The 22,473-nt window shown below is 47.2% G+C and carries 14 protein-coding genes; 7 read left to right on the top strand and 7 right to left on the bottom strand.

All coding sequences use genetic code 11. From position 1 onward, the window contains the following. Position 1: 1 nt before the first annotated feature. The 4 genes from BMW94_RS12650 to BMW94_RS12635 form a co-directional block, all read right to left on the bottom strand. Entirely contained in the window at positions 2-283 is a 282-nt protein-coding gene (locus BMW94_RS12650) for a CopG family ribbon-helix-helix protein (protein ID WP_024630715.1), read from the bottom strand. Positions 284-544: 261 nt separating this feature from the next. Then, positions 545-1,732: an alanine racemase gene (alr, locus tag BMW94_RS12645; protein ID WP_063564444.1), complete on the bottom strand. Its 1,188-nt coding sequence runs from the start codon at positions 1,730-1,732 to the stop codon at positions 545-547. Positions 1,733-2,192: 460 nt separating this feature from the next. Beyond that, positions 2,193-3,395 carry an outer membrane lipoprotein-sorting protein gene (locus tag BMW94_RS12640; protein WP_090953168.1) on the bottom strand — a complete coding sequence of 401 codons (1,203 nt, stop codon included), beginning with the start codon at positions 3,393-3,395 and terminating at the stop codon, positions 2,193-2,195. A gap of 450 nt (positions 3,396-3,845) precedes the next feature. Next, positions 3,846-5,702, bottom strand: coding sequence for an ABC transporter substrate-binding protein (locus tag BMW94_RS12635; RefSeq protein WP_175480669.1), 1,857 nt, complete (start codon positions 5,700-5,702; stop codon positions 3,846-3,848). A 141-nt stretch (positions 5,703-5,843) separates the two neighbouring features. Here BMW94_RS12635 and BMW94_RS12630 point away from each other — a divergent pair, with 141 nt between their 5' ends. Beyond that, positions 5,844-7,094: an MDR family MFS transporter gene (locus BMW94_RS12630; RefSeq protein ID WP_090998778.1), complete on the top strand. Its 1,251-nt coding sequence runs from the start codon at positions 5,844-5,846 to the stop codon at positions 7,092-7,094. 154 nt (positions 7,095-7,248) lie between these two features. Next, complete coding sequence (locus BMW94_RS12625) at positions 7,249-9,429, top strand: serine hydrolase domain-containing protein (RefSeq protein ID WP_090998775.1); 2,181 nt, start codon at positions 7,249-7,251, stop codon at positions 9,427-9,429. Positions 9,430-9,590: 161 nt separating this feature from the next. Here BMW94_RS12625 and BMW94_RS12620 read toward each other — a convergent pair whose 3' ends face one another. After that, on the bottom strand, positions 9,591-10,646 hold the full coding sequence (locus tag BMW94_RS12620; protein ID WP_090998773.1) for a hypothetical protein: 1,056 nt from the start codon (positions 10,644-10,646) through the stop codon (positions 9,591-9,593). Continuing rightward, entirely contained in the window at positions 10,646-12,481 is a 1,836-nt protein-coding gene (locus BMW94_RS12615) for an HSP90 family protein (protein ID WP_090998771.1), read from the bottom strand. The genes BMW94_RS12620 and BMW94_RS12615 overlap by 1 nt, the downstream gene beginning before the upstream one ends. Before the next feature lie 448 nt (positions 12,482-12,929). Here BMW94_RS12615 and BMW94_RS12610 point away from each other — a divergent pair, with 448 nt between their 5' ends. The 3 genes from BMW94_RS12610 (at position 12,930) to BMW94_RS12600 (ending at position 16,974) form a co-directional block, all read left to right on the top strand. Beyond that, complete coding sequence (locus tag BMW94_RS12610; protein WP_090998769.1) at positions 12,930-13,793, top strand: ABC transporter ATP-binding protein; 864 nt, start codon at positions 12,930-12,932, stop codon at positions 13,791-13,793. 68 nt (positions 13,794-13,861) lie between these two features. Continuing rightward, on the top strand, positions 13,862-15,148 hold the full coding sequence (locus tag BMW94_RS12605; protein ID WP_090998766.1) for a DUF5050 domain-containing protein: 1,287 nt from the start codon (positions 13,862-13,864) through the stop codon (positions 15,146-15,148). A gap of 197 nt (positions 15,149-15,345) precedes the next feature. Further along, positions 15,346-16,974, top strand: a complete 1,629-nt coding sequence (locus BMW94_RS12600; protein ID WP_175480668.1) for a helix-turn-helix domain-containing protein — start codon at positions 15,346-15,348, stop codon at positions 16,972-16,974. A gap of 95 nt (positions 16,975-17,069) precedes the next feature. Here BMW94_RS12600 and BMW94_RS12595 read toward each other — a convergent pair whose 3' ends face one another. Further along, entirely contained in the window at positions 17,070-17,645 is a 576-nt protein-coding gene (locus BMW94_RS12595; RefSeq protein ID WP_090998762.1) for a GbsR/MarR family transcriptional regulator, read from the bottom strand. 494 nt (positions 17,646-18,139) lie between these two features. Here BMW94_RS12595 and BMW94_RS12590 point away from each other — a divergent pair, with 494 nt between their 5' ends. Continuing rightward, positions 18,140-19,369, top strand: coding sequence for a quaternary amine ABC transporter ATP-binding protein (locus BMW94_RS12590; RefSeq protein ID WP_063564457.1), 1,230 nt, complete (start codon positions 18,140-18,142; stop codon positions 19,367-19,369). Beyond that, positions 19,335-21,926 (top strand): glycine betaine ABC transporter substrate-binding protein, encoded by a 2,592-nt coding sequence (locus BMW94_RS12585; RefSeq protein WP_090998760.1) that lies wholly within the window; start codon positions 19,335-19,337, stop codon positions 21,924-21,926. Before BMW94_RS12590 ends, BMW94_RS12585 begins: the two co-directional genes overlap by 35 nt. Positions 21,927-22,473: the final 547 nt, after the last annotated feature.

Below are 22,473 nucleotides of genomic sequence, written 5' to 3'. Positions count from 1 at the left end.
TCTACACCCCGCTAACTAAGCGGTCCAGAGTGCTGTCCGCATCTTCCTCCGCGTGAAAGGCCTCGGATGCCATGGTGAGGTTAATCTTCGCCATCTCCATGTACCCTCGCTGCATCGATTCACGGATGTAACGTTTCTTACGCTCCGTCAAATACAGCTTCATGGCCTGCCTAATCAATTCGCTGCGGTTGGAATTCTCCAGCGCTACGATGCCATCCACTTCTTGCAAAAGATAATCAGGCAAACTGATCATGATCCGCTTGGTGTTCTGCAAGTTGGCCACCTTTCTTCCACCCCCACAAACCTTTCGCCATTGTGAACCAGTATTACGTTTTTCCAGAACTTTTATACAAAGGAATATATATGCCCCGAGTATATCAAGTATGCTGTACTCCATTATAAACACGGGGAACAATATTCGTACAGACCAAACATCTCTTTTCAGGATTTTTCATCCCAGTCATCATTCATAATTCGAGATGCTCCGACAGTTTTCCTTCTGTTCTGAAAAAAAGTTTATTGGTAATAGCGTCCAGTCGAGCTATCAGGATGTCAAAAGAGGGTTGATTCTGGCGACTACTGCTCCATTACGGGTATAAACCCGCGGGATTCGATGCGCCATCATGCAGATCACTTCGTAGGGAATCGTACCGAGCTGAGATGCCACTTCGTCTGCAGTTATGACTGCACCCGATTGGTGACCGATGAGAACAACCTCTTCGCCGACTTGAATTTCTTCTGCTTCTGCTGCAAAAGATTGTAGCGACACCATACACTGATCCATGCAGATCGTACCGACGACGGGAACGCGGCGGCCGCGCACAAGTACTTGTGCTTTACCTGACAGCATTCTTGAAAATCCGTCTGCATAGCCTATAGGCAGGGTCGCTATTCTTTCGTTCCCTTGAGTTACATAACGGGTTCCGTAGCTGACACCCCAATGAGGTGGCAACGTTTTGACCAGAACCGCCTTCGTCTTCAGTGTCAATACCGGGGACAGCTTCACTACCTGATGATTCACCTCTCCCGAAGGATACAATCCGTACAGACTAATTCCCACACGTACCATATCGTAGGACAACTCCGGTGTATCAATGGTAGCGGCGCTGTTCGCCGTATGTATAATCGGGATGACACATCCCTGATCCCGCAGCGCATCAACCACGCCTCGGAACCGTCGATACTGCTCCAGTGTATAGGTCTTGTCTTTTTCATCCGCCTTGGCAAAATGGGTAAACATGCCTTCAAGCATCACCTGCTTCAGCTTGGCTGCTTCCTGAATAAAAGCAACTGCCTCTTCGCCAGGCAACAGGCCAAGTCTGCCCATGCCGCTGTCGATTTTGATGTGAACTTTGAGCTTACGAGAGGATGTGCCCGTCTCCAGATGTTGAATGGCTTCGAGTACTTCCTTACTGAACAGCGTAATGGTTACATCATGTTTCCATGCTTCAGCGATGCCTTCTGGCGGCGTGTAGCCCAATACCAGAATCGGAAGGGTAATTCCGTGTTGTCGCAATTCAAGCGCTTCGTCAAGAAAAGCTACACTTAAGTAATCCACGCCAACTCGTTCCAGTTCTCTGGCCATCTCCACTGCCCCATGTCCATAGGCATTAGCCTTCACACAAGCGAGCAGTTTCTTGCCTTGCGGCAATGTTTCACGGAAAGCGTCTACGTTGTTGCACAAATGATCCAAATTGATTTCCGCTTGGGTCGGCCGATATTGTTCTTGCACGTTAAGTCACCTTCTCTAATCATCTTAATCCGGCTCACGTCAGACTCCATCGTAATGCTCAAGCATGTGACTGTCAAATGAACGGAAGATCTGTAGTCCAAAACACATACAGGAGCGCTATCCTGAAGTCGGGAGCAAACGCGGAATAAGACCTATAAGCCAGACCATGAATGAGATATTTATCTCTCCATAACGTAACTCATCTGCTTATATCGTATTATTTACCCGGTTCCTCCCGCGTAGAAGCGTGTTTTGCATTATTGAGTACACTGGACCTAATCCTTGCTTATCTTACGCAGGATCATTGGCTGTTGATACACATAGCTTCAACTGAAAATCAAATCCTGCGAATCACTGATATAAAACAGGAACGAAGACCTGTATATGCAGCAAAGCACCGGAGAATTCATCTCCGATGCTTCTTAGCATTCCTTATGTTAGGACGACTATACTTTGCAAATCATTTCCCTGACTCTTCCTGCATCGATGTCGCAATCTGTACCATCTCATTCTGTGGAAGATCTGCACTTGTGATCCGGTACTCCACTCCATCTGTCATCCATGTAAGTGTCTGTAAGGCATCTCCACTCAACATACCCAGCGTGAATCCAAGATCCACGACACTGGATGGCGCAAGTGATACCGCTCTGTCCTGCGGCCGCGCTTCAAAAATCGTGTAATTATATGTTCCTTCGTAGCGAAGCATAACCGAATAGTCTCCTGATCCTTCCACGATCTGATCGTCTTTCAGCTTGACGCCTTCCGGTGCATAGGTCGGCTGAATAACCCCGAAGCTGCCTGTACCTTCCGGCTCGGCCGATGTCGGTTCTTCGGTTCCTTTCCCACTGGCTGGATCTTCAGAACCTTGCTGCTCGGCGTTATCACTCACACCCGTCTGTCCATCACTAACGGTTCCGCTTGGATTGGATGCAGAACCTTCCTCTGTTGCAGCTTGAGGATTGGTAGTCTCTTTACCCTCCCCAGCAGGAGCCGCGCCTGAGTCAGTACCAACCTTGCCACCATTTTCATTAGCAGCAGTCATATTACGCTGCATATCAAAAGCGTCTTTCTCAAATTCGGTACCAAATTTGAAGCTATCGAACTTCACATCGACCACCACATTGGCATTCGAGTCGGATACTTCTACCTGTTTTGGAGCGTAATCGCTTTTGTTTAACCATATTTTCTGTCTGACCAATGCATGTGTATTGTAGTTGGCAGCTACATCGAATACATAGCTTTCCTTCTCATCGGCAAACTGGCGGGTCGAATCACCTGTTATGCTGCGGATCAGCGTCTCGTAGAGGTAAACCTGGCCTTGGTTATCCGGCCAGTTACTCTGGAAACGGAAGCTTTTGTTCTGACTCGGTGTCAGGACAAATACGCCCTCATCATTGCGCAGTACAATTTGTGTTACATCCTTTTTGGCATTCGTTAACGCGATACGATAATATGAAGGCTTTTGATGCCATACCTCGACCTTGTACTGCTGCGGCGTATCTCCGGTATGCAGCGTCATAACGCCTGCCCCCTGATAACTTTCCATTTCTCCTACGACTTCGTTCAGATCTTTGACCACGGCTGCCGCATCCTTCTTCCCGCAGGCGGCAAGTAAGGTCGATAAGACCAATACCATGGCAAGCATCCATGATATTCGGCGCATGACATCATCCCCTTTAGCACATGTTTTCACTTCAGGATTGTGCGTACAGCAGAACCCCTACTTGATTAGTACATGTTATGAGGGACTTGTTCGATATATGCGGACTAGTTTGACAAGCATTCCATTGTACATTGCCGCAATACTCTATTTGGTTACAAAATCAGTCTCGGGTAGGATGTAAAATCCAACCTGATTCTTCATAGTAAATACAGATAACAACCCAACCAAAGTATCTACATACTCATATTTTTAACCAGAATCAACCTGACTTCGCCTTCCCTTGTTTGGCTTGAAAATCACTTTTACGTTTAAGACGGATGAACAGGATACCATAAGCTCTCTCTCCGTTCCGCTGCTGCTGGAACCTGGTACGAATCCAATTGAATTTGTAAAGACAGCTTCAGTATAAAAGCATCCCCACCGGCCTATCCCATTGTAGTAATTACATTCTTACCACAATGGGATGTACGCCGGATAACTCGCAGTATCTTCTTCTGTATTTGGACTTCTCTTCACCCACAATCGACGCAGATCAGGCATGCCGTATGCTACGACACGGTAATCCTGAAGTGAAACGTGGTGTGCATGTTCTTCCCTGAAGCTGTATGTAGGCAAGAGTAAGGCCTCTTGAATGAGTCGCCCCTCCAACGTCATTAGCGTACGCAACCGCTCAGCACTATCCTGAATCATAACGACGTGTCTGCATTCCCGTTCCAACTCGCTTTTTCGCTCGTCATCCATTGCCATAAGGAACAGCGTATTCTGGAACGTATACATCGTTAGTAGACTCAGCGTCACATGCTCATCGAACACTTCACCCGTGTAAATCAAATCATAAGAGGCGAATTCATCATGGTATACGGCATCTACCGGATTACCTGGCGTAACACTCACTTTCAGTCCAATAAGTGCACAACGCTGTGCGAACCAGGCCATGTCTGTCTCCATTTTCTCGCCTTCCTCTACCCACACATTCATGATCTGGCCTGCGTAGCAGCTGCGTTGTAACAGCTCCGAAGCTCTTACGAGAGAAGAGTCAGCAGAGGGGGCTGTTGGGATTGATACCTGCTGCAATAGATGGGGTTGCTCTATTTGCTCCGGGGACTCCAGCTTTTCCTGGGACTTGTCCCGAACCAGACTATATGCAGCCTGTACACCTGTGTGTGCCAATGCTCCCATCAACTCCTGTGGGTCCATCAATTGCTGAACAGCCTGGCGAAAGTATACATCCTGCTGTGGGCCTTCTTTTCGCATATTAAAAGTCATAAACACACCGCCCTGAACCTCATGTTGAATCAAGCGAGCCTGTCCGTCTGGAAACAAATCCTGTTTGATCACTGATTCTACAAGACCCGTCTGGGGAAGCTGCCATATTTCAACCCGATCAATAAAAGCCCGCCCCCTGAAATAAGAAGGGAACACCTCCAGCACAAGCAGCTTGGGATGATTGCGTGTCAATCGGTAAGGTCCCGTACCGATCGGATGCATCGGGTCAAGCTCCACATCACGGGGTAAAACGGATGCATTCATGCTGCTCATCAGGTCCGGGAACATAAAGTTGGGAAAATGTAACTCAAAGCGCACCGTTAGCTCGTCGAACGTTTCTATGTGATGAATGGAGCCAAACAGTGACCTGCAAGGGTTCTCCTGATCCGAAATAATCCGTTCAAACGTATATCTTACGTCCGCTGCATCAAGTATCCTGCCATGGTGAAAGAGTATGCCTTTGTGCAAATAAAAGGTCCACTCCGTTCCTTCAGGGTTGCTCTCCCATGCAACGGCAAGACTCGGTTCACAGACTTGGCGCTCAGCGTTGTACTGCACCAAGCGATCAAATACCTCCGCAACAATCCCAACTTCTCCCCACATGTAAGCCTGGGTCGGGTCCAATGTCTCAAAGGCAGTCTCCTGTGGAATTCGCAGCGTATCAACTCTTCCTCGAGCACCGTGATCGGAACGTAGCCCGAACTGGCCTTGCAATCCTTGCATCAATATTTCTCGCATCGAGAACGGCATTGCCGAAGCCAGCGCATAGGCCTCTTCCAGCTTGTTTCCCTGCAACAGTCGATCAAATCGTTCCTGAACAGCCTGTAACAGAGGATGGCAAAAAACGAGCACCGATGTCTTCCCTCTGCCGCGTTGCGGGCTCCATCTGATCCAGCCATGATCCATAAATTTGTTCATAATCAGATTCATATTGCGCATCGTACAACATAAATGATTCGCCAGCTCACCAATCGTTGTGTGTATTTCTTCCTCTTCGTCCACGCCCGAAAAGGCTATGCGAAGCTGAATATAATGATCCATGACCTCCACAACCATCCCTGCCTTTCCTTCCCCTGATTAAAATACGAAATTGACCCGTGCGCTTCTACAGTTTTTCTTCAGGTTTTCCTCCATTATACTCAGGTACATCAACAACACCAGCGGGAAGGAAGAGAACTGCACATGAAATATACTGATTTGCACCGCAACATCAAAATTCGTATCATTACTGATTTTTTTACGGATCTAACTCAGAAATCCATTATTCCTTTTATGGCGATTTATCTGAGTGTCCAGATTGGTGCAGGCTGGGCAGGTATACTGTTAACCGTTAACATTGTGGCATCCATGATCGTTGGCTTGGGCGCAGGATACTGGTCTGACCGAGTCGGACGCAAGAAACTGATGGTCATCGCCCAACTGCTGCAGGTATTCGCCCTGTTCTGGCTGGCTGCCGCCAACTCCCCATGGATGAATTCCGTTCCTTTAACTTGTGCCATGTTTCTGCTTAGCAGCATCAGTTCGGGTATCACCGGGCCCATTGCCAATGCCATGATTGTAGACGTGAGCAGTGAACATGAACGTCAGTATGTCTATGGGCTGCAATATTGGACCACCAACGTTGCCGTTACGATTGGTGCGCTGATGGGCGGGTTATTATTCGAGTCCTTCCGCTTCATTTTGTTCAGTCTGGTATGCGTGGAGAGCCTGGTTACACTATTTATTCTCTTATTCTATATTCATGAAACAATGGATAAGAAACACCACAATCAGCTTAATGCCCCGATAAATAGGAATATCCTGAAAACGTATGTCGGTGTATTTAGGGACAAACGTTTTATGGTATTTTTCACCGCAACAGTGCTGGCTGTCTCTCTGGAATTCCAAATGGATAAATACATTGCCGTTCGTCTGAAAAGTGAATTCAACGCCCAACTGTTCCGTTGGGACATCTCAGGTCTGCAGATGTTCAGTCTGATCATGGCGATTAACACTGTACTTGTCGTAATCATGGCCATTCCATTCTCCAAATGGATGAGGCGTTTCCAATCCAGATTTATCATGACCGTCGGCCTGTGTCTGTACACTACTGGTTTTGCCGTGCTCGCTTTCAGCAATTGGGCCTGGCTGCTTATTACATCCGCTGTACTGCTAACCATTGGTGAGCTCATGTATGCGCCTGTACGTCAGGTCATGCTTGCTGGCATGATTCCTGACTCCGACCGTGCTGCCTATATGGCTGCTGACGGCATGAGTTATAATGCAGCCGCTCTGCTGGGTAGTCTTGGGCTGACGATTGGAGCCTTTCTGCCTTCTTATGCAATGGCTGGCCTGTATGTTTTGATGGGGATCGGCGCTCTCGTATTTTTCCGGCAGTCGCTTCGGCCGTCAACGGTTCAAAGTGAACCACAGCCCTGTGCAGATGCCTCCTAAATTTTCGACTTTTCTATGCTGGATTTCAACCTGGTAGTTTTGAGTTCTATTGGAAATGTCTATCACAATCTACTATCTTGAAACCTATCGGGCCATTAATCAGTAATAACAGGAGTGTGCTTTTTACAAAATTTTCTTTTGAAGGAGTGTTTGCATGCATTTATCCAATCGAAGCACCCGCTTCAGGCTCACCTCCATAACGGGGGCGTTCATGGCGTTTGTCCTGTCTCTCAGTCTATGGGCACCAGCCGTGCAAGCGGAGACCACACCCGCTGCGGCCAATGAAAAAGGGAACGCGACAGCGCTGAACAATGAATCGGCCACCGCCTTTCTCGATACATTTTTCAACTCTCCCCAAGCCAAGGCCCAATATGTTGGAGCTTCCGTGGTCGTGGTCAAAGATGGAAAAGTCGTGGCAGAGAAAGGGTATGGATATTCCGATCTGGAGAGTAAAACGCCCGTTGACCCGAAAAGCACTACCTTTCGTGTAGCCTCTGTCTCCAAAACGTTCACAGCAGCAGCTGTTATGCAGCTTGTGGAGCAAGGCAAGGTGAATTTGAAAGCTGATTTTCAAACCTATGTGAAAGGACTGACATTCGATAATCCTTTCGACAAACCTGTAACGGTAGAGAATCTGCTCACACACACCACCGGATTCGAGATCCGCGACCCTGAGCAGGAAGATGTGCATGATGACTTCGACAAAATGGTATCGATGGAGGATTATGCAACGTTACATATGCCACCTGTCGTCAGAGAACCTGGCAGCGCTTATATGTACGACAACTTCGCCTTCCTGCTGCTGGGCATGATTGTGGAGATTGTGAGCGGAGAACCGTTCGAAACGTATATGCAGCAACATATCTTCCAGCCTCTGGGCATGGATAACAGCAGTTTTATGCTGGATGGCAAGTTCAAAAAACAGCTGGCAACAGCCTATGATGCGGCACATAAACCAATTGATCTGTACACGATCTCTCCAACGCCTTTGCCTCAAGGTGGCATGTTGTCTACCACAGAGGACATTGGGAATTTCATGCTTGCTTTCCTGAACGATGGTGTGAAGGATAACGAACGTGTTTTCAAGGAATCGACTGTGAAAAGCATGGAACAGTATCGTTCCTCCATTCATCCCTTGTTACCAGACACCACGTATGGATTTGAAGCCGCTTACCAGCTTCCTGGCGCGGGTAGCAATTCCAAAATCATTACCAAAGCAGGCGACATGCCCGGGTTCAGCTCTTATCTCTTCCTTATTCCTGAGCAAAACACTGGTGTCTTCCTAACGTATAATCAGGCTGGAGCACTTCGCAATATGTTCTATCCAGCCTTTATCCAGACGTTCTTCCCGCAATATGCCGAGCCGATTAAGTTCAAGGAATACACGCCGCAATCGGCAGATGAATTGCAACGGTTCAACGGACTTTATGCGGATCTGCGGATTAGCACGCTTGTCAGTTCCTTGAAAGAAGGCAGCAAAGAGCCCGGACAATTGAGCATTTCAGATGCTTTCATAGGCCCACGTAATCTGATCCAGGTTGAAGATCATCTATTCAAGGATGAATTAACAGGCCAGTTCACAGCGTTCAAGGAAAATGCAGATGGAACCATCTACATGAAAGAACCTTATCTTAATCCTTTTGGATATGAGAAAAAAGGACAGAAACCCAACGGCTTCCGAGATGTGCGGGCAGATAGTCCTTATGCTGAAGCCATCTATGGATTGCAATCCCTTGGATACTATACCAATGATGCAAATGAAGCTTTTCAACCCAAAATTGCCGTTACTCGCGCTGAATACATTGAAGATATGCTAAAAATTAGCGGGCTGAAGGCCAGCAAAACGACTCCACCTGCGGATACGGACTGGGCCTCACACCCTTCCGCCGGTTATATTCAGCTTGGTTATGAATTAGGCATGATCACAGGTGCAGATTCAAAACAGTTCAAACCGGATCAGGCCATTACTCGCCAAGAAGCCATGGTGATGATCTGGAGAACCTTCCAGCTGAAATACCCGAACGAACTGTTCGAAGATGTGAAGCTGGCCGGACAGACGGATGCCTGGGCGGTGCCTGCGATCCAAATGATGGTCAAGTTGGGCATTCACGGCCCGGAAGTGAAGGTGCTGGAGGATGGGTCGGTTGACTTCCTCTCCCGCAAACCACTGATCCGCCAGGAAGAGGCAGCCATTATGTATAAATTGTTCACGCAGCCAACCGATAAAATCGTAGCTGAGTTGAGGGCAAAACAGTCAAAAGCGGAGGCTTCCCCTGAAGACGAAAAACCTGCTGAAGATGCTTCGGCTGCACCTGCAACCGTGAATCCTGAATAACCTGAACACCAGATTGCAATAACAGTATTATTCTCGCACTCATGACACAAAAAAATTAAACAGGCTTGTTCGAAGGAGGAGCTTCCTCCCTCTGAACAAGCCTGTTTTGGTTTGTACGCTGACCATTTGTAGCCGGAATACTCTGCTGTCTTCCTCTTCTCCTATACCTCGCTTAACATGGAAGAGACATGTTGATTGCCATTCCGCTGGTCATACTTGTCAGCGGATGCCTTGGCAAAAGCTGCAAAATAGTCGGCCAGTTTAAGCAAATCTCCCGGATCTCCTTCATAGGGAAATGAGGCAGGAAGCCGCAATCGGTATCCTGGAGATTCATCAGCCCAGCGGCGCAACAGTTGTGCTGATCTAGCATAGAACATCATTTTGGCAAACGGATCTTCATGATCCATCGCGAGCACTATATTTTCTTCCAGTACATCGATGCCCTTCGCCGGGTTCGTGCGTGCAAGATAATCCATCTGCTCAGCAAAGCTCTTCACAAAATCATTATGTCCTTTGATCATGCGATAGCCTTTGGCCTGATGTTTGTCAGCTTCATCAATCTTGCCAAGCCGGTATAATGGCATCAAAATCTCCGATAAGGTCAGGTGCGGAATTTCGGCACAACTCATTCTCCCTTTCAAAATGGGCTTCGCCGCTTCCAATACCTTCTCATCATCACCTGCCAATAACCAGTAGCGCATGATCTCGTCCTGTTCACAGGCTTCACAATCACTCATAAAGTCACGATCCATACTTCTGAACTTCGTATAGCTGGTACCCGCCTCCTCCAGATCTCCAAGGTCCATGGATATGCGGAATCGATAATACCAATACGAACGTTCACTGTACCCAAATGATTTGAAGCGACGTCCAAAGTCCTCCAGCAGTTCCATCATTTTATCGCGAGACACTTCCGGGAAGCTGGATAATTCACCCAAAATCCATTTATACGACCACATTAACGTTTCTTCGTCATAGCGTTCTGGCTGTTGATCAAACTTGCCCAGCTGCCAGGAAAAAGCAATCAGTGCTTTCATCGGATAACCGCAGAATGTCGCGGTTTCCACGATCTCTGAACGCGCTTCGTACGCTTCCTCCTCCATACCATTCACATCGGCGACTCTTGCCGCTTCCTCCAGCATGCCCAGCTTCGCTGTTCCATTAGGCAGGCCATAGGCCTCATCCATCAGATCCTCAAAATCCATTTCGGTCTTCATCAGGCATCCCCCTTACGATCTGTATTCGCACGCAAACCCCAATCAATAAAACGAACGATGCCCTGATTCAGAACCTCAAGCTCCTGCCGATTCATCGCATAATGCCCCATCATTAATGCATTGACATACAACATCTCAATGGCAATCGGAGTCATTTGGGCATCTGGTGAAGTCAGGACCCGCTGAATAATTGGATTGCTGATGTTCAGGTACAAGGTCGAATAACCTGCCGAACTAATGCCGGATGACAATGATCCGAGGACAGATGAGAATAATTCGGTACTCTCCTCACTTGCTTTTTCCAATGCCCGCAGCGTGGAAGACTCCTGCGAGAGCGTGAACAGCACCGGCAAATCAGCTGGCTTGAAGCCCTTGACCTCTGCACGGCAGCGGAAACGTTGCAAAGCAGAGTCAGCAAGGCGCAAGGCATCATAATACTGATTCCGTTCAGCTGGTGGCACATCAGTGAAACTCATGGATACCTCATCCGGCTGCAACCGCTGCGTCTGTACATGCTGCACCACTTGTGGCAGCATTGCCATCAAATCGCTGTCGTAGATGTATCCACCGTTAATGACCAGCATCGATTGGGCTGACGCGACATGATGAATCTGGCGATACTCATCCACTGTGGTCGTGAAGTACAACGTCTCTCCCTCACTCATCAACTCGCCCAGTTCCCGATGACCACGGGTACTTTCAAATGGAAGCCAGTGGTGAATCATGGCATAGAACTCCTGATCCTGCACAGCCAGTGCCTTCATCGACAGCGCATGCAGGCGAATCAGCTTTTGCAGCCGTTCCGTCTGGCTCTCAGCCATGTCGGCCAATCCTTTACTAAGGGCATCGCCAAGTTCGGAGCGAACCTCTTCCAGCTTTTCATTTTCATAAAAATGCTCCCGTGAAGCTGTTGGTTGAAGCTCATCTGTCCAAATCAGGCATTTCACGAAGAAGGCCCAATCCGGCAAAATATTCTCAGCCTTCTCCGAGATCAGCATTCGCTTTAGATACACCCGGTGAGAACGCTTGGCATTCAGATTAACTGCATGCGGAAGAACAAAGGCGATGCCTCCTGTACGGCCAGAAGCCGTCGTCAGTGGGATGAAATCCTGAAACTTCTCTCCAAGCAAGCGTTCACCAAAAGCCAGCACTTCCGCTCTTCGTCCACGTGCAAGCTCAGGCTCCATCAGCCAGATTGGTGACTGGCTATTGACGATATGCTGAACCCCCTCGCTGTGCAGGATGACCGGATAAGGCAATAACGCTCCGTAATAGAACAAAGCTTCTTTCACATATTCCGTTTCAAAATAATGCGCTGCATCCGGTGTACAACGCAGATATACTTTCGTTCCCGGAGACAACTGTGTCTCCAATTGCCGAATCGTATACGTTCCATCGGGCTTACCCCGCCACTCCATTGAAGGTCCACCCTTCGCGGATTGCGTCAGCATGACGATTTCATGACTCACCATGAAACAGGACAATAATCCGATCCCGAATCGCCCGATGAACGAAGTCTCTCCATCCAGCAAGGCCTGCTGCCCACGCTTCGAGGATTGTCCGATCATCGCAAGAAACTCATGGATATCGGCTTCCGTCAAGCCAATGCCGTTGTCCTCCACCATCATGGTCAACTGCTCACCTGTTCCGGTCAGTTCTACACGTACTTCACCCTGGAATCCCGGTTCCGCTTCTGTTCGAGCTGTAATGGCATCCGTCGCATTTTGCATTAATTCACGTAAAAATACTTTAGGGCTGCTGTATAGATGGTTCGATAGAATCTGGATCATACCACTTAGGTTTACCTGAAAGCGATACTCATTGGATGCTGTCATTTCGCTCACCTTCCTCTGGTCCAACCACATCTGATGTTCCCTACTTGGAAGTGTTCATATGATGTGTTAGACGAAATAGTTATGTAATCACAAGAAATGAGGCGTTCCATTGGATGGATACGCCAAGTAACGACGTCAAACCGGCCTTGGCTAACCAAGACCGGCGTTAGATGAATATTCAGGCATTCCTGATATGTAAGAGGCCTTATGTCTAATTACCACGTTATGGATGGCAATGAAACGAGATATTGCATCCTTTTAACCAGAATACATGGTATAGACCACAGTGAAAACAAACCTGAGACCCGATTTCGCCGGACTTTAGGGGTGAAGTTGCTGCCTTCTTTTGGGACTAAAGGCGGAGAAGTTTTATTTCCGGACCTCCATTTGAACGATATTGCTCATCTGGACGTATAATCTCCAAACTCAGATCGGACGGTGAATATACATGATTGAAGTTCGCAACATTTCCAAGCAATTTAAAGTACATCAGGCACTGAACGATGTCAGCTTCACGGTTGAACAAGGCAGCGTTACCAGGCTGATCGGGCCCAACGGTTCGGGCAAAACCACTCTGATCCGCATCATGAACGGCGTTCTTGGCGCTTCGCGCGGGAGAGTGAGCATTAACGGTCTTGATCCCTTCCGTGAGACGGAGAACGTACTCGCCATATGCGGCACGTTAACCGAGCAGAGTGGATTGTATGAAAATATGAGTGGGCGTGACAACCTGATCTTTTTCGCTGAAGCTTTCGGTGTACAACATGCCAAAGCACGGATTGATGAGCTCGTGGATCTGTTCGAATTACAGGAATATCAATATCGAAAAGTAGGCACCTACAGCACATGTATGAAAAAACGCGTAGGTCTAGCACGGGTGCTGCTGCACCGCCCCTCCATTCTCTTTCTGGATGAGCCAACCAATGGGCTTGACCCGGATGGAATTCAGATGGTGCTCCGAATCATCCATCGGCTAAATCAGGAGGAACAGATGACGATTCTCGTATCGTCTCACGTGTTATCACAGCTATCGGCCGTGTGTGATCGGTATATTTTCATGGAAAAGGGGCTCAAGGTTGAGGAGGGTACGGAGCAGGAGGTCGTCAACCGATACCTGACCTCACCCCGGATTGAAGTTGAAGCGACCATGCCAAATGGCTGGCAAACGGTAGCAGGGTATACACCGGAGACAGTTTCCGCGAAGGGATCGGCAGCAGCATGCGAAGATGCATTCCAGCGAAGATTTTTAATGAAATTCAATTTCATATCTGTCCATTTTATCCGGCTGAGATGTGTAACATATTTTCCATAGTTTACCGATATAACGTAAGGTGATAATGTGTTACTTACATACATAAAAAGAAGGGTGACGATTGATTTATGAACAAATGGTCTACACGTATGCATCACACGGTTTTCACCTTGCTGCTGTTCACACTGATCACGGCAGCAGTGCTTGGAGGCGGAGCCAATGCTCATGCAGCTTCCCTCAGTCAAACTACGGTCTATTACGAATCCGATGGTGTATTGTACAAAGTATCCGGTGACGGAAGCGGAACTACAGAGGTATTGCTTGATTTTGAAGGAGATGGTCTGTCTGCGGCGGGCTCCTATCTCTATTACACCCGTTCCGAGTCTTCCACAACGCTGCTTCGTGTTCCCAATGACGGTTCAAGTGATTCTGCTGAAACGTATGCAACAGATGTGTTGAGCTACTTTACGGATAATGGGTTCATCTATTATATGGATTCCAAAGGAACGATCTATCGTGCAAATGGCAATAGCGAAGCTTCCGCTGCCACCAAAATTGCAGACAAAGCAGATACAGATTTCCCGCTGCTCGCCGTAACGAAAGGCCGTGTATATTATAACGGGCTCGTTAATGGAAACCCATGGATCGTTTCCAAGGCATCCAATGGAAGCGGAGCAGTGCAACGAATTGCTGCTGGTGCAGTAGAGAGTCGTTATTTTATGAACGTGGCCAAAAACGAACTGCAATTGATGGTGAACACTGACCCATACGAGCAGTACTACTCGACCAACGCCATTCTCATGTACAAGGTAAACTACAATACAGGCAAAGGTACAGCAGTTAATCCCAAAGCAAAGCTGGATGTGAACGCTGTTTACGCTGGCGGCTGGGGCAACAATCTGTATGTGTATAACAAAGGCATCAAGCTGGACAGCAACAAGGATTATGATTATTCAACAGGCAAAGCCTTTGCTTTGACCACTTCTGGCAAAACTCTTCAGATTCATAGTAAGAGCATCCGGGAGGTCAATCCACTGGGTACAGATAAGGTTGTCGTTGTGGATGCAGACAAAAAGGCGTATGCCAAAACCATCGCCGGGAACAAGGTATCCAAATCTGCCAACCTGAATTTGAACAGTGTCACTTTCGTAACTGCTCAGTTGACCAACGGAACACCAACTATTGCATATCTTTCCGGTACAAATGGTCTATATTCCGTGAGCGCAGCTCTCAAAGTAACCAAGCTTGCTGGAGAGGAATGGTCAACGTTCCAGCTTCATGACGATGTTCCGGGCATGTTCTACATCAACGCAAATGATCTCTATCGGCTGTATCATGTGCAAGCCAATGGTACAGGCAAAAAGGTGCTAAGCGACGTGTTCCTGGATGATATCCTGTTGGTCGTGCCAAACTAACCCACACATGTGGGTATAGACTTATAGAAACTTATAGCTATCTCAACATTCTAGTTTCAAATATAGAGGATAACCCTAAAGCCATCACGGCTCTGGGTATCCTCTTTTTTTCATGTCCAAAACTATTTTTCAAAAACCCTTCCATATGAGAATGATAATTGTTATCATTAAGAAAATAAGACAAAAGGATGGTCCGTATGACTGAACAGCTTTCCTTCATTTCTGAAACCTCATCTCTACCGCTCCTCTCTTCCATGTGCCGTGTACGGCGCGGGGAGCATTTCCGTGTGCAAGGCAAGACGGTGTCCCGGCCCATGCTCTGTCTTATTTTACAAGGAGACGGTGTTCTGGTCTTGAACGATACAGTCTATACCGCCGAAGCCAATCAACTGTATGTTCTGAAGCCAGGAACAACGATTGAGGCGGCTGCACGCTCGGCTGTTACGGAGTTTATAATACTTAGCATGGATACGGTATGTTTGCAGCAAGTGCGTGGCCAATGGAAAATGTCCTCCTCTTCTGGTTTCCCGCTGGATTGGGAGACAGGCAGACTGATGGTTCGTCATGACCAACAAGCCAGAGCGCGAGTTGAACAATTGTATGAAGCCTATCGCGGCGTTCACCCCGATCACTTTATCAGTATACATAGCCAGCTGCACGAGCTTTTGCAGTATCTCTCGGAGAACCGGCTTGAAGAAAATTATGAGAAGGTCGATCCGGCGCTTGAACGCAGCATTATGTATATGAAAAGGTTCATGAGTGAAGGTATCAGCATGGATCAACTGGCCAAAATTGCCGGATTGACGCCAAGCTCCTATTCTCGCAGTTTCAAGAAAGCCAAGGGCATGTCACCTACCGATTATCTGAATCGCTTACGGATTGACGAGGCCAAAAAACAGCTCAAGCAGGAAACATGTGTACTCAAAGACGTCGCCGTATCTGTTGGCTATGGCAATGAATATTATTTTAGCCGCAAATTCAAACAAACCTTGGGGATCGCACCCAGCTTATATATGAAAAAAGACCAAATTCGCGTGGCTACCGCGTCCAGAATGGGACTTCATGAGAACCTCTCTTCGCTCGGATTGTCTCCCGTAGCTGCAATGGACGGATTCCATGATCGGGAGCTTGATGAAGTCGAGCAGCAGCAGCGGCTATCCACACAATTGGAGAAATTACGTCAGGCCAAGCCGGACCTGATCATCGGTGACTTTTATCATCAACCCTTTTACGATCAGCTCAAAAGTATTGCACCTACGGTTATCCTGGATCAGGCCCATGACTGGAAAGAAAATCATGTACGCTTGGCTGAACTGGTCGGACGGGAGCAGCAGGCCTTACAGAATTTCAAACAGCTGGAGCTTCGCAACCTTGATATCGGACTCCGTTTGAAGCATCATTTCGGGCAAGAACGTATTATGCTTATGCAGGTTACGAATCAGTCTATCCGGCTCCAGGAAAATATCGAGCATCCATTGAATCGTCTTATCTACGGTGAACTTGGACTGAACCCTGCACAGATCATGTCTATAGATTTCATGACAGATGAGTATGCGGCAGATAGCATTCCCATGCTGGACACGGATCATCTGTTCATGAACCGCGTCTCCAATACTCCTGCCAGTGAGAAACTGCTTCGGCGCATGAAACAAACTACAGCCTGGAATCGCTCTCCAGCCGTGTTGAAAGGTAACGTACATGATATATCCGATTGGTCTGTACGATCCTGGACCCCAAGCGGACGCCATCAGATCATGGACGAACTGGAACAGATCGTTCAGCGGCTTGTGACCTTATCACGTGTGGGATTAATCGGCCAATTGTAAAGCATGTGTTTTTCTTCATTATAAATGTACAAGTACGTAACCCCCCAAGACAAAAGAGCCCTCTCCAATTCGGAAAGGGCCTTTTGCTTTTGCTGTTATTCATGTTCCTTGATCTCTTCCTTCGGAACCAATTTGTATATTTCTTCATCTTCCATGGTATCAATCAAGCGATCCAGCCATTTGTAATAGGCCTCTGCTTGAAGCACCTTATGCTTGTCTTCCTTAAGAATGCGAAGAAGTTCAGCATCTGCTTGTTCATCCAGGTCAGCAATCAAACGATTCATTTCATCAACGGATTTGCGCAGTACCTGAAGGTTACTCTCCACGGCTTTTCTCCATTTAATTACAAAATAATCCGTAAACGTCTGATGCCAGTCATACTCCACTTCATATAGGTCTTTCCGGGAGCCTTTGCTCCATACTTTATTCACCATTTTTAGATCCAGCAGTGTACGTACGCCGGTACTCATGCTCGTTTTGCTCATTTCCATTTCCCGGCCCATATCGTCAAGGGTCATAGGTTTGTCTGCAAAAAAAAGCAATCCATATAAGTGTCCCGTGGACAGCGTAACGCCGTATAGATCCATATTACGCCCAATGGCTTCAATGACGCGTTTACGGATTCTAAGAACGGTTGCCTGCTGTTCCTCTTGTAAATGGTCCAAGCTCATGCTTGCAACCTCCATTCTCAACATTCCCAGTCTCGGCAAAATAATTGCAACTGTAAGATCCGGCTTACATGGGAAAGTATCCGGCAGGACATCCTATATGCCAACAGGCTTTAGGTTACCCCATGTATTTCATGGGAGCTTTACCAGGTTGCAAACGCCTACGACTTTCTTTTAACCAAAAAAACTGCTTAGATTCAGCACATTTTCTATTGTAGAAAAAGCGATATCAAATGTAAAGGTGTCTTATTAGCCAGAATAAGGAGAATGACGGAGCATATGGACGGAAAACTTTGTACAGTTTTTACTGTACAAACATTATGTACTGTTTATTCAGTTGCTATACGGGTTAAGTATTGTTAGAATACAAAACGTTACCCAGAAAGACGGGAAGCGAAGCAACGATTACCGGATTTCGTGGCTGGGCGCACAAGTGTATGGGCTTGTGGATGCTGAAAGCCGTTCGAAGTGCACAACACATCAGAAGGGGTGAAAACATGACCATACTTGAAGTAAAAAATGTAAGTAAACTGTTTGGACCCCAAACCGAGCAAGGTCTACAATTACTGGAGCAAGGTTGGGGCAAAGAAAAGTTGGCCAAAGAAAAACAGATAACGGTTGGTGTCAACCGGGTCAACATGGAAATTCAGGAAGGTGAAATTTTCGTCATCATGGGACTGTCCGGAAGTGGTAAGTCTACACTTGTTCGAATGTTCAATCGTCTGATTGAACCGACATCGGGAGAGATTCTTGTCCATGGTAAAGATCTACGTAAGATGAACAAAGAACAATTGCGCGAAGTGCGTCGGAAAACGATCAGCATGGTATTCCAGAAGTTTGCGTTATTCCCGCACCGTACCGTTCTCGATAATGTGGAGTATGGTCTCGAAGTTCAAAAAGTAGATAAAGATGAACGTCGAGAAAAAGCAAAAACGTCGCTTGAACTGGTTGGCCTTAAAGGCTGGGAAGACAAAATGCCGGATGAGCTGAGTGGCGGGATGCAGCAACGTGTAGGTTTGGCTCGTGCGCTGGCGAATGACCCGGAAGTCCTGTTAATGGATGAAGCATTCAGTGCACTTGATCCACTGATTCGTCGGGATATGCAGGATGAGCTGATTGAGCTTCAGGATAAAATGAAAAAGACCATTATTTTCATTACCCATGACTTGGACGAAGCGCTGCGCATCGGCGATCGTATTGCCCTTATGAAAGACGGCGCAGTCGTGCAGATCGGTACTCCGGAAGAAATCATGATTCAACCGGCCAACTCATATGTGGCCCGCTTCGTCGAAGACGTGGACTTGTCCAAGGTCCTTACCGCATCTCATGTTATGCGACGTCCTGAAACGATTACGCTTGACCGTGGTCCTCGTGTTGCCCTCGAATTAATGCGCGAACGTGGTATTTCCAACCTGTTTGTCATTGACCGTTCGAAGAAGCTGCTTGGTGTTATTACAGCAGAAGATGCAACCCGCGCGATGCGCGAAAACAAAGTGTTGAACGATATTCTGATCACGGATGGGCCGACTGTAGCGCCTGAAACCCTGATTCATGAATTGTTCGAAATTGTAAGTTCAGCCCATGTGCCGCTCGCTGTTGTTGGCGAAACTGGCCGTCTGCAAGGTGTTATCGTCCGCGGTGCCCTGCTTGGAGCACTAAGCGGTGAAGTTGCAGTAAAGGAGGAACTTGTGAATGATTCCCAAAATACCACTAGCATCGTGGATTGAAGCGATTGTTGACTGGATGAGCACCTCGCTCTCCGGATTATTTAAAGTCATTTCTGTTGTTATTCAGGAGGTTGTCGGATTTTTCTCCGGGCTGTTCATGCTCCCCCATCCGCTCCTGTTTATTGTAATACTCGGTGTATTGGCATATCTTGTTGGCCGAATACCACTGACCCTGTTTACAGTTATCGGTTTCTTGCTCGTAGATAACCTCGGATATTGGTCCCAATCGATGGATACTTTGGGCCTCGTTATTACGTCAGGATTAGTCTCCATTCTGCTTGGTGTTCCCATCGGTATCTGGCTCGCATACAGCAAAACTGCAGCCCGGATTATTACACCATTGCTTGACTTTATGCAGACCATGCCTGCATTTGTCTACTTGCTGCCAGCGGTAACCTTCTTCAGCCTTGGTGTGGTTCCCGGTGTTATCGCGTCCGTTATATTCGCGATTCCACCTACGATTCGCCTGACTCACCTCGGAATTAAGCAGGTATCTGGCGAACTGGTCGAAGCAGCGGATGCTTTTGGTTCTACGTCCATGCAAAAGTTGTTCAAAGTACAGCTTCCACTCGCATTGCCTACCGTAATGTCAGGGATTAACCAAACCATTATGCTGTCGCTGTCCATGGTTGTTATTGCTTCCATGATCGGTGCACAGGGTATTGGTGCGGAAGTCTATCGTGCGGTAACACAGTTGCAGATTGGTAAAGGTTTTGAAGCTGGTCTGGCTGTCGTGGTTCTTGCGATCGTACTTGACCGTTTCACTCAAAATCTGTTTATGCCAGGCCGTAAGAAAAGCTCACGCTTCTCAGCGAAACAAAAAGCCTGGATTACTGCTGCAGCCACATTTGTTGTGCTCGTAGCTGGTTTCTCACAATACTTTGTTGGCGGCAACAGTACTTCTGCCGGCGGTAACAACACTCCAGCGAATGCTGTAGGTGAAGAAGTCAAATATCAGATCATTGGTATTGATCCGGGTGCAGGCATTATGAAATCCGCTGCCAAAGCCATTGAAGATTATCATCTGACGGACTGGACCCTGATTGAAGGATCTGGTGCAGCGATGACTGCCACACTGGACAAAGCCATTAAAGCGGAAGAACCGATCATTATTACAGGCTGGACTCCACACTGGATGTTCAACAAATATGATCTAAAATATTTGGATGATCCCGAAAAATCTTTCGGTGATGCTGAAGAAATTCACACCATCGCACGTAAAGGCTTGAAAGGAGATCACCCGGTTGCTTATGAATTCCTGTCCCGTTTCCAATGGACATCCGATGAAATGGGAGAAATGATGAGTGCCATTCAGAATGGTACATCTCCAGAAGAAGCCGCAAAAGACTACGCTGAGAAACATGCAGACCAGATTGACGAATGGACCAAAGGTCTGACGCCAGTTAACGGTGATGCATTTAAACTTAGCTATGTAGCCTGGGATTCTGAGATTGCGAGTACTAACCTGTTGAAATATGTCATGGAAAGCAAACTTGGCTATAAAGTTAACGCCCTGCAAGTTGAAGCTGGACCGATGTGGACGGGTGTCGCCTCAGGCGACGTAGATGCCTCTCCAGCAGCTTGGCTGCCATTGACTCACGCTGACTACTGGGAACGTTACAAAGACCAGGTGGATGATCTGGGAGCCAACATGACCGGTGTACGCACAGGGCTCGTTGTTCCTGCATACATGACAGACGTTAATTCGATTTCAGATTTGGAAACAGGTGCTTCTTCCTCCACTCCATCGGCGAATGCCAATGTGGGAAATGAAGTGAATCATCAAATTATCGGTATCGATCCAGGTGCCGGAATTATGAAATCCACAGCGAATGCCATTGAGAAATACGGTTTGTCTGACTGGAAACTGGTTGAAGGTTCAGGAGCCGCAATGACAGCTACGCTGGATAAAGCGGTTAAGAATAAGGAACCGGTTATCGTTACCGGTTGGACACCGCATTGGATGTTCAATGCATATGACCTGAAATACCTGGACGATCCGGAAGGCGTCTACGGTGAAGCAGAACAAATTCATACCATTGCCCGTAAAGGGTTAAAGGAAGACAAACCTGTCGCTTATGAATTCCTGGATCGCTTCTCCTGGACACCTGAGGATATGGGTGAAATCATGGTTGCCATTCAAAACGGAGAAGATCCCCAAAAAGCCGCAGCAGCTTTTGCCGAGAAGCATAGCGACAAAGTGGCTGAATGGACCAAAGGTCTGACTCCGGTGAATGGAGATTCCATTAAACTAAGTTACGTAGCCTGGGACTCCGAGATTGCAAGTACGAACTTGCTGGAGTACATCCTGAAAGAAAAACTGGGTTACAAAGTAACCTCTCTTCAAGTGGAAATCGGTCCAATGTGGACCGGCATTGCCAATGGTGATGTTGATGCAACTCCAGCTGCATGGTTGCCGCTCACCTCTGCAGATTATTTCAACAAATACAAGGATCAGATCGATGATCTCGGTCCAAATATGGACGGTGCCAAAACAGGTCTGGTTGTACCAACCTATATGGACATCAATTCCATTGAAGATTTAAAAGATAATTAAACCAGATTGAGATGAATAAACCTGAATTTGGCAAAAAGACCACCGAAATCTTTCGGTGGTCTTTTTGAGTGTAACTTTTACTTGGCAGTGCCTTCAAACCTAATGAAAGTCTGAATGGACCTGAAGTGCCGTTAAAGTAGATTTTCTCCCTTTCAATGAAAAGCTTCGCTCTGGATGTGGATCAGGAGTCGGCTAATCACTCACGGTTTAGAGCAGAGCATGTGCAAGCGCTAATGAATCGGAGACTTCTTATTTAAGGATATGAAGTGACTCCAGAAATCTAAAGAACCTGAGACACGCTATATCAGAAAAAAACAGTCGTTTATAGTGTTTTTGTCAGGCAATTCAGTAAATAGCATGTCTCATGTTCCTTACTTTGTAAAAAGAAGAGCTGAAGGCAAAATAAGGCGTCCCAGGTTCCTTAGATAATTTGTCCACACATTCCCAGGGGTAAACTGGCCTAGGCTTCAACACTTTTTAAAAAGCTAACTTCCACACCCTAACTAACCTCGAAAATCTCAAGCATAAAGCTAAACGTACTAATCGT

Source organism: Paenibacillus sp. OK003, assembly GCF_900109515.1.
Taxonomy (GTDB): domain Bacteria; phylum Bacillota; class Bacilli; order Paenibacillales; family Paenibacillaceae; genus Paenibacillus; species Paenibacillus marchantiae.
Note: the sequence above shows the minus strand (reverse complement) of the source record. Positions and strands in the feature narration are given on the sequence as shown.

Excerpts from the sequence above, each read along its gene's own strand:
- BMW94_RS12635 (WP_175480669.1), bottom strand. The coding sequence starts at position 5,702 with ATGGATCATTATATTCAGCTTCGCATAGCCTTTTCGGGCGTGGACGAA.
- BMW94_RS12595 (WP_090998762.1), bottom strand. The coding sequence starts at position 17,645 with ATGAGCTTGGACCATTTACAAGAGGAACAGCAGGCAACCGTTCTTAGA.
- BMW94_RS12605 (WP_090998766.1), top strand. The coding sequence starts at position 13,862 with ATGAACAAATGGTCTACACGTATGCATCACACGGTTTTCACCTTGCTG.
- BMW94_RS12640 (WP_090953168.1), bottom strand. The coding sequence starts at position 3,395 with ATGCGCCGAATATCATGGATGCTTGCCATGGTATTGGTCTTATCGACC.
- BMW94_RS12620 (WP_090998773.1), bottom strand. The coding sequence starts at position 10,646 with ATGAAGACCGAAATGGATTTTGAGGATCTGATGGATGAGGCCTATGGC.
- BMW94_RS12585 (WP_090998760.1), top strand. The coding sequence starts at position 19,335 with ATGATTCCCAAAATACCACTAGCATCGTGGATTGAAGCGATTGTTGAC.
- BMW94_RS12630 (WP_090998778.1), top strand. The coding sequence starts at position 5,844 with ATGAAATATACTGATTTGCACCGCAACATCAAAATTCGTATCATTACT.
- BMW94_RS12610 (WP_090998769.1), top strand. The coding sequence starts at position 12,930 with ATGATTGAAGTTCGCAACATTTCCAAGCAATTTAAAGTACATCAGGCA.
- BMW94_RS12600 (WP_175480668.1), top strand. The coding sequence starts at position 15,346 with ATGACTGAACAGCTTTCCTTCATTTCTGAAACCTCATCTCTACCGCTC.
- BMW94_RS12625 (WP_090998775.1), top strand. The coding sequence starts at position 7,249 with ATGCATTTATCCAATCGAAGCACCCGCTTCAGGCTCACCTCCATAACG.
- BMW94_RS12590 (WP_063564457.1), top strand. The coding sequence starts at position 18,140 with ATGACCATACTTGAAGTAAAAAATGTAAGTAAACTGTTTGGACCCCAA.
- BMW94_RS12615 (WP_090998771.1), bottom strand. The coding sequence starts at position 12,481 with ATGACAGCATCCAATGAGTATCGCTTTCAGGTAAACCTAAGTGGTATG.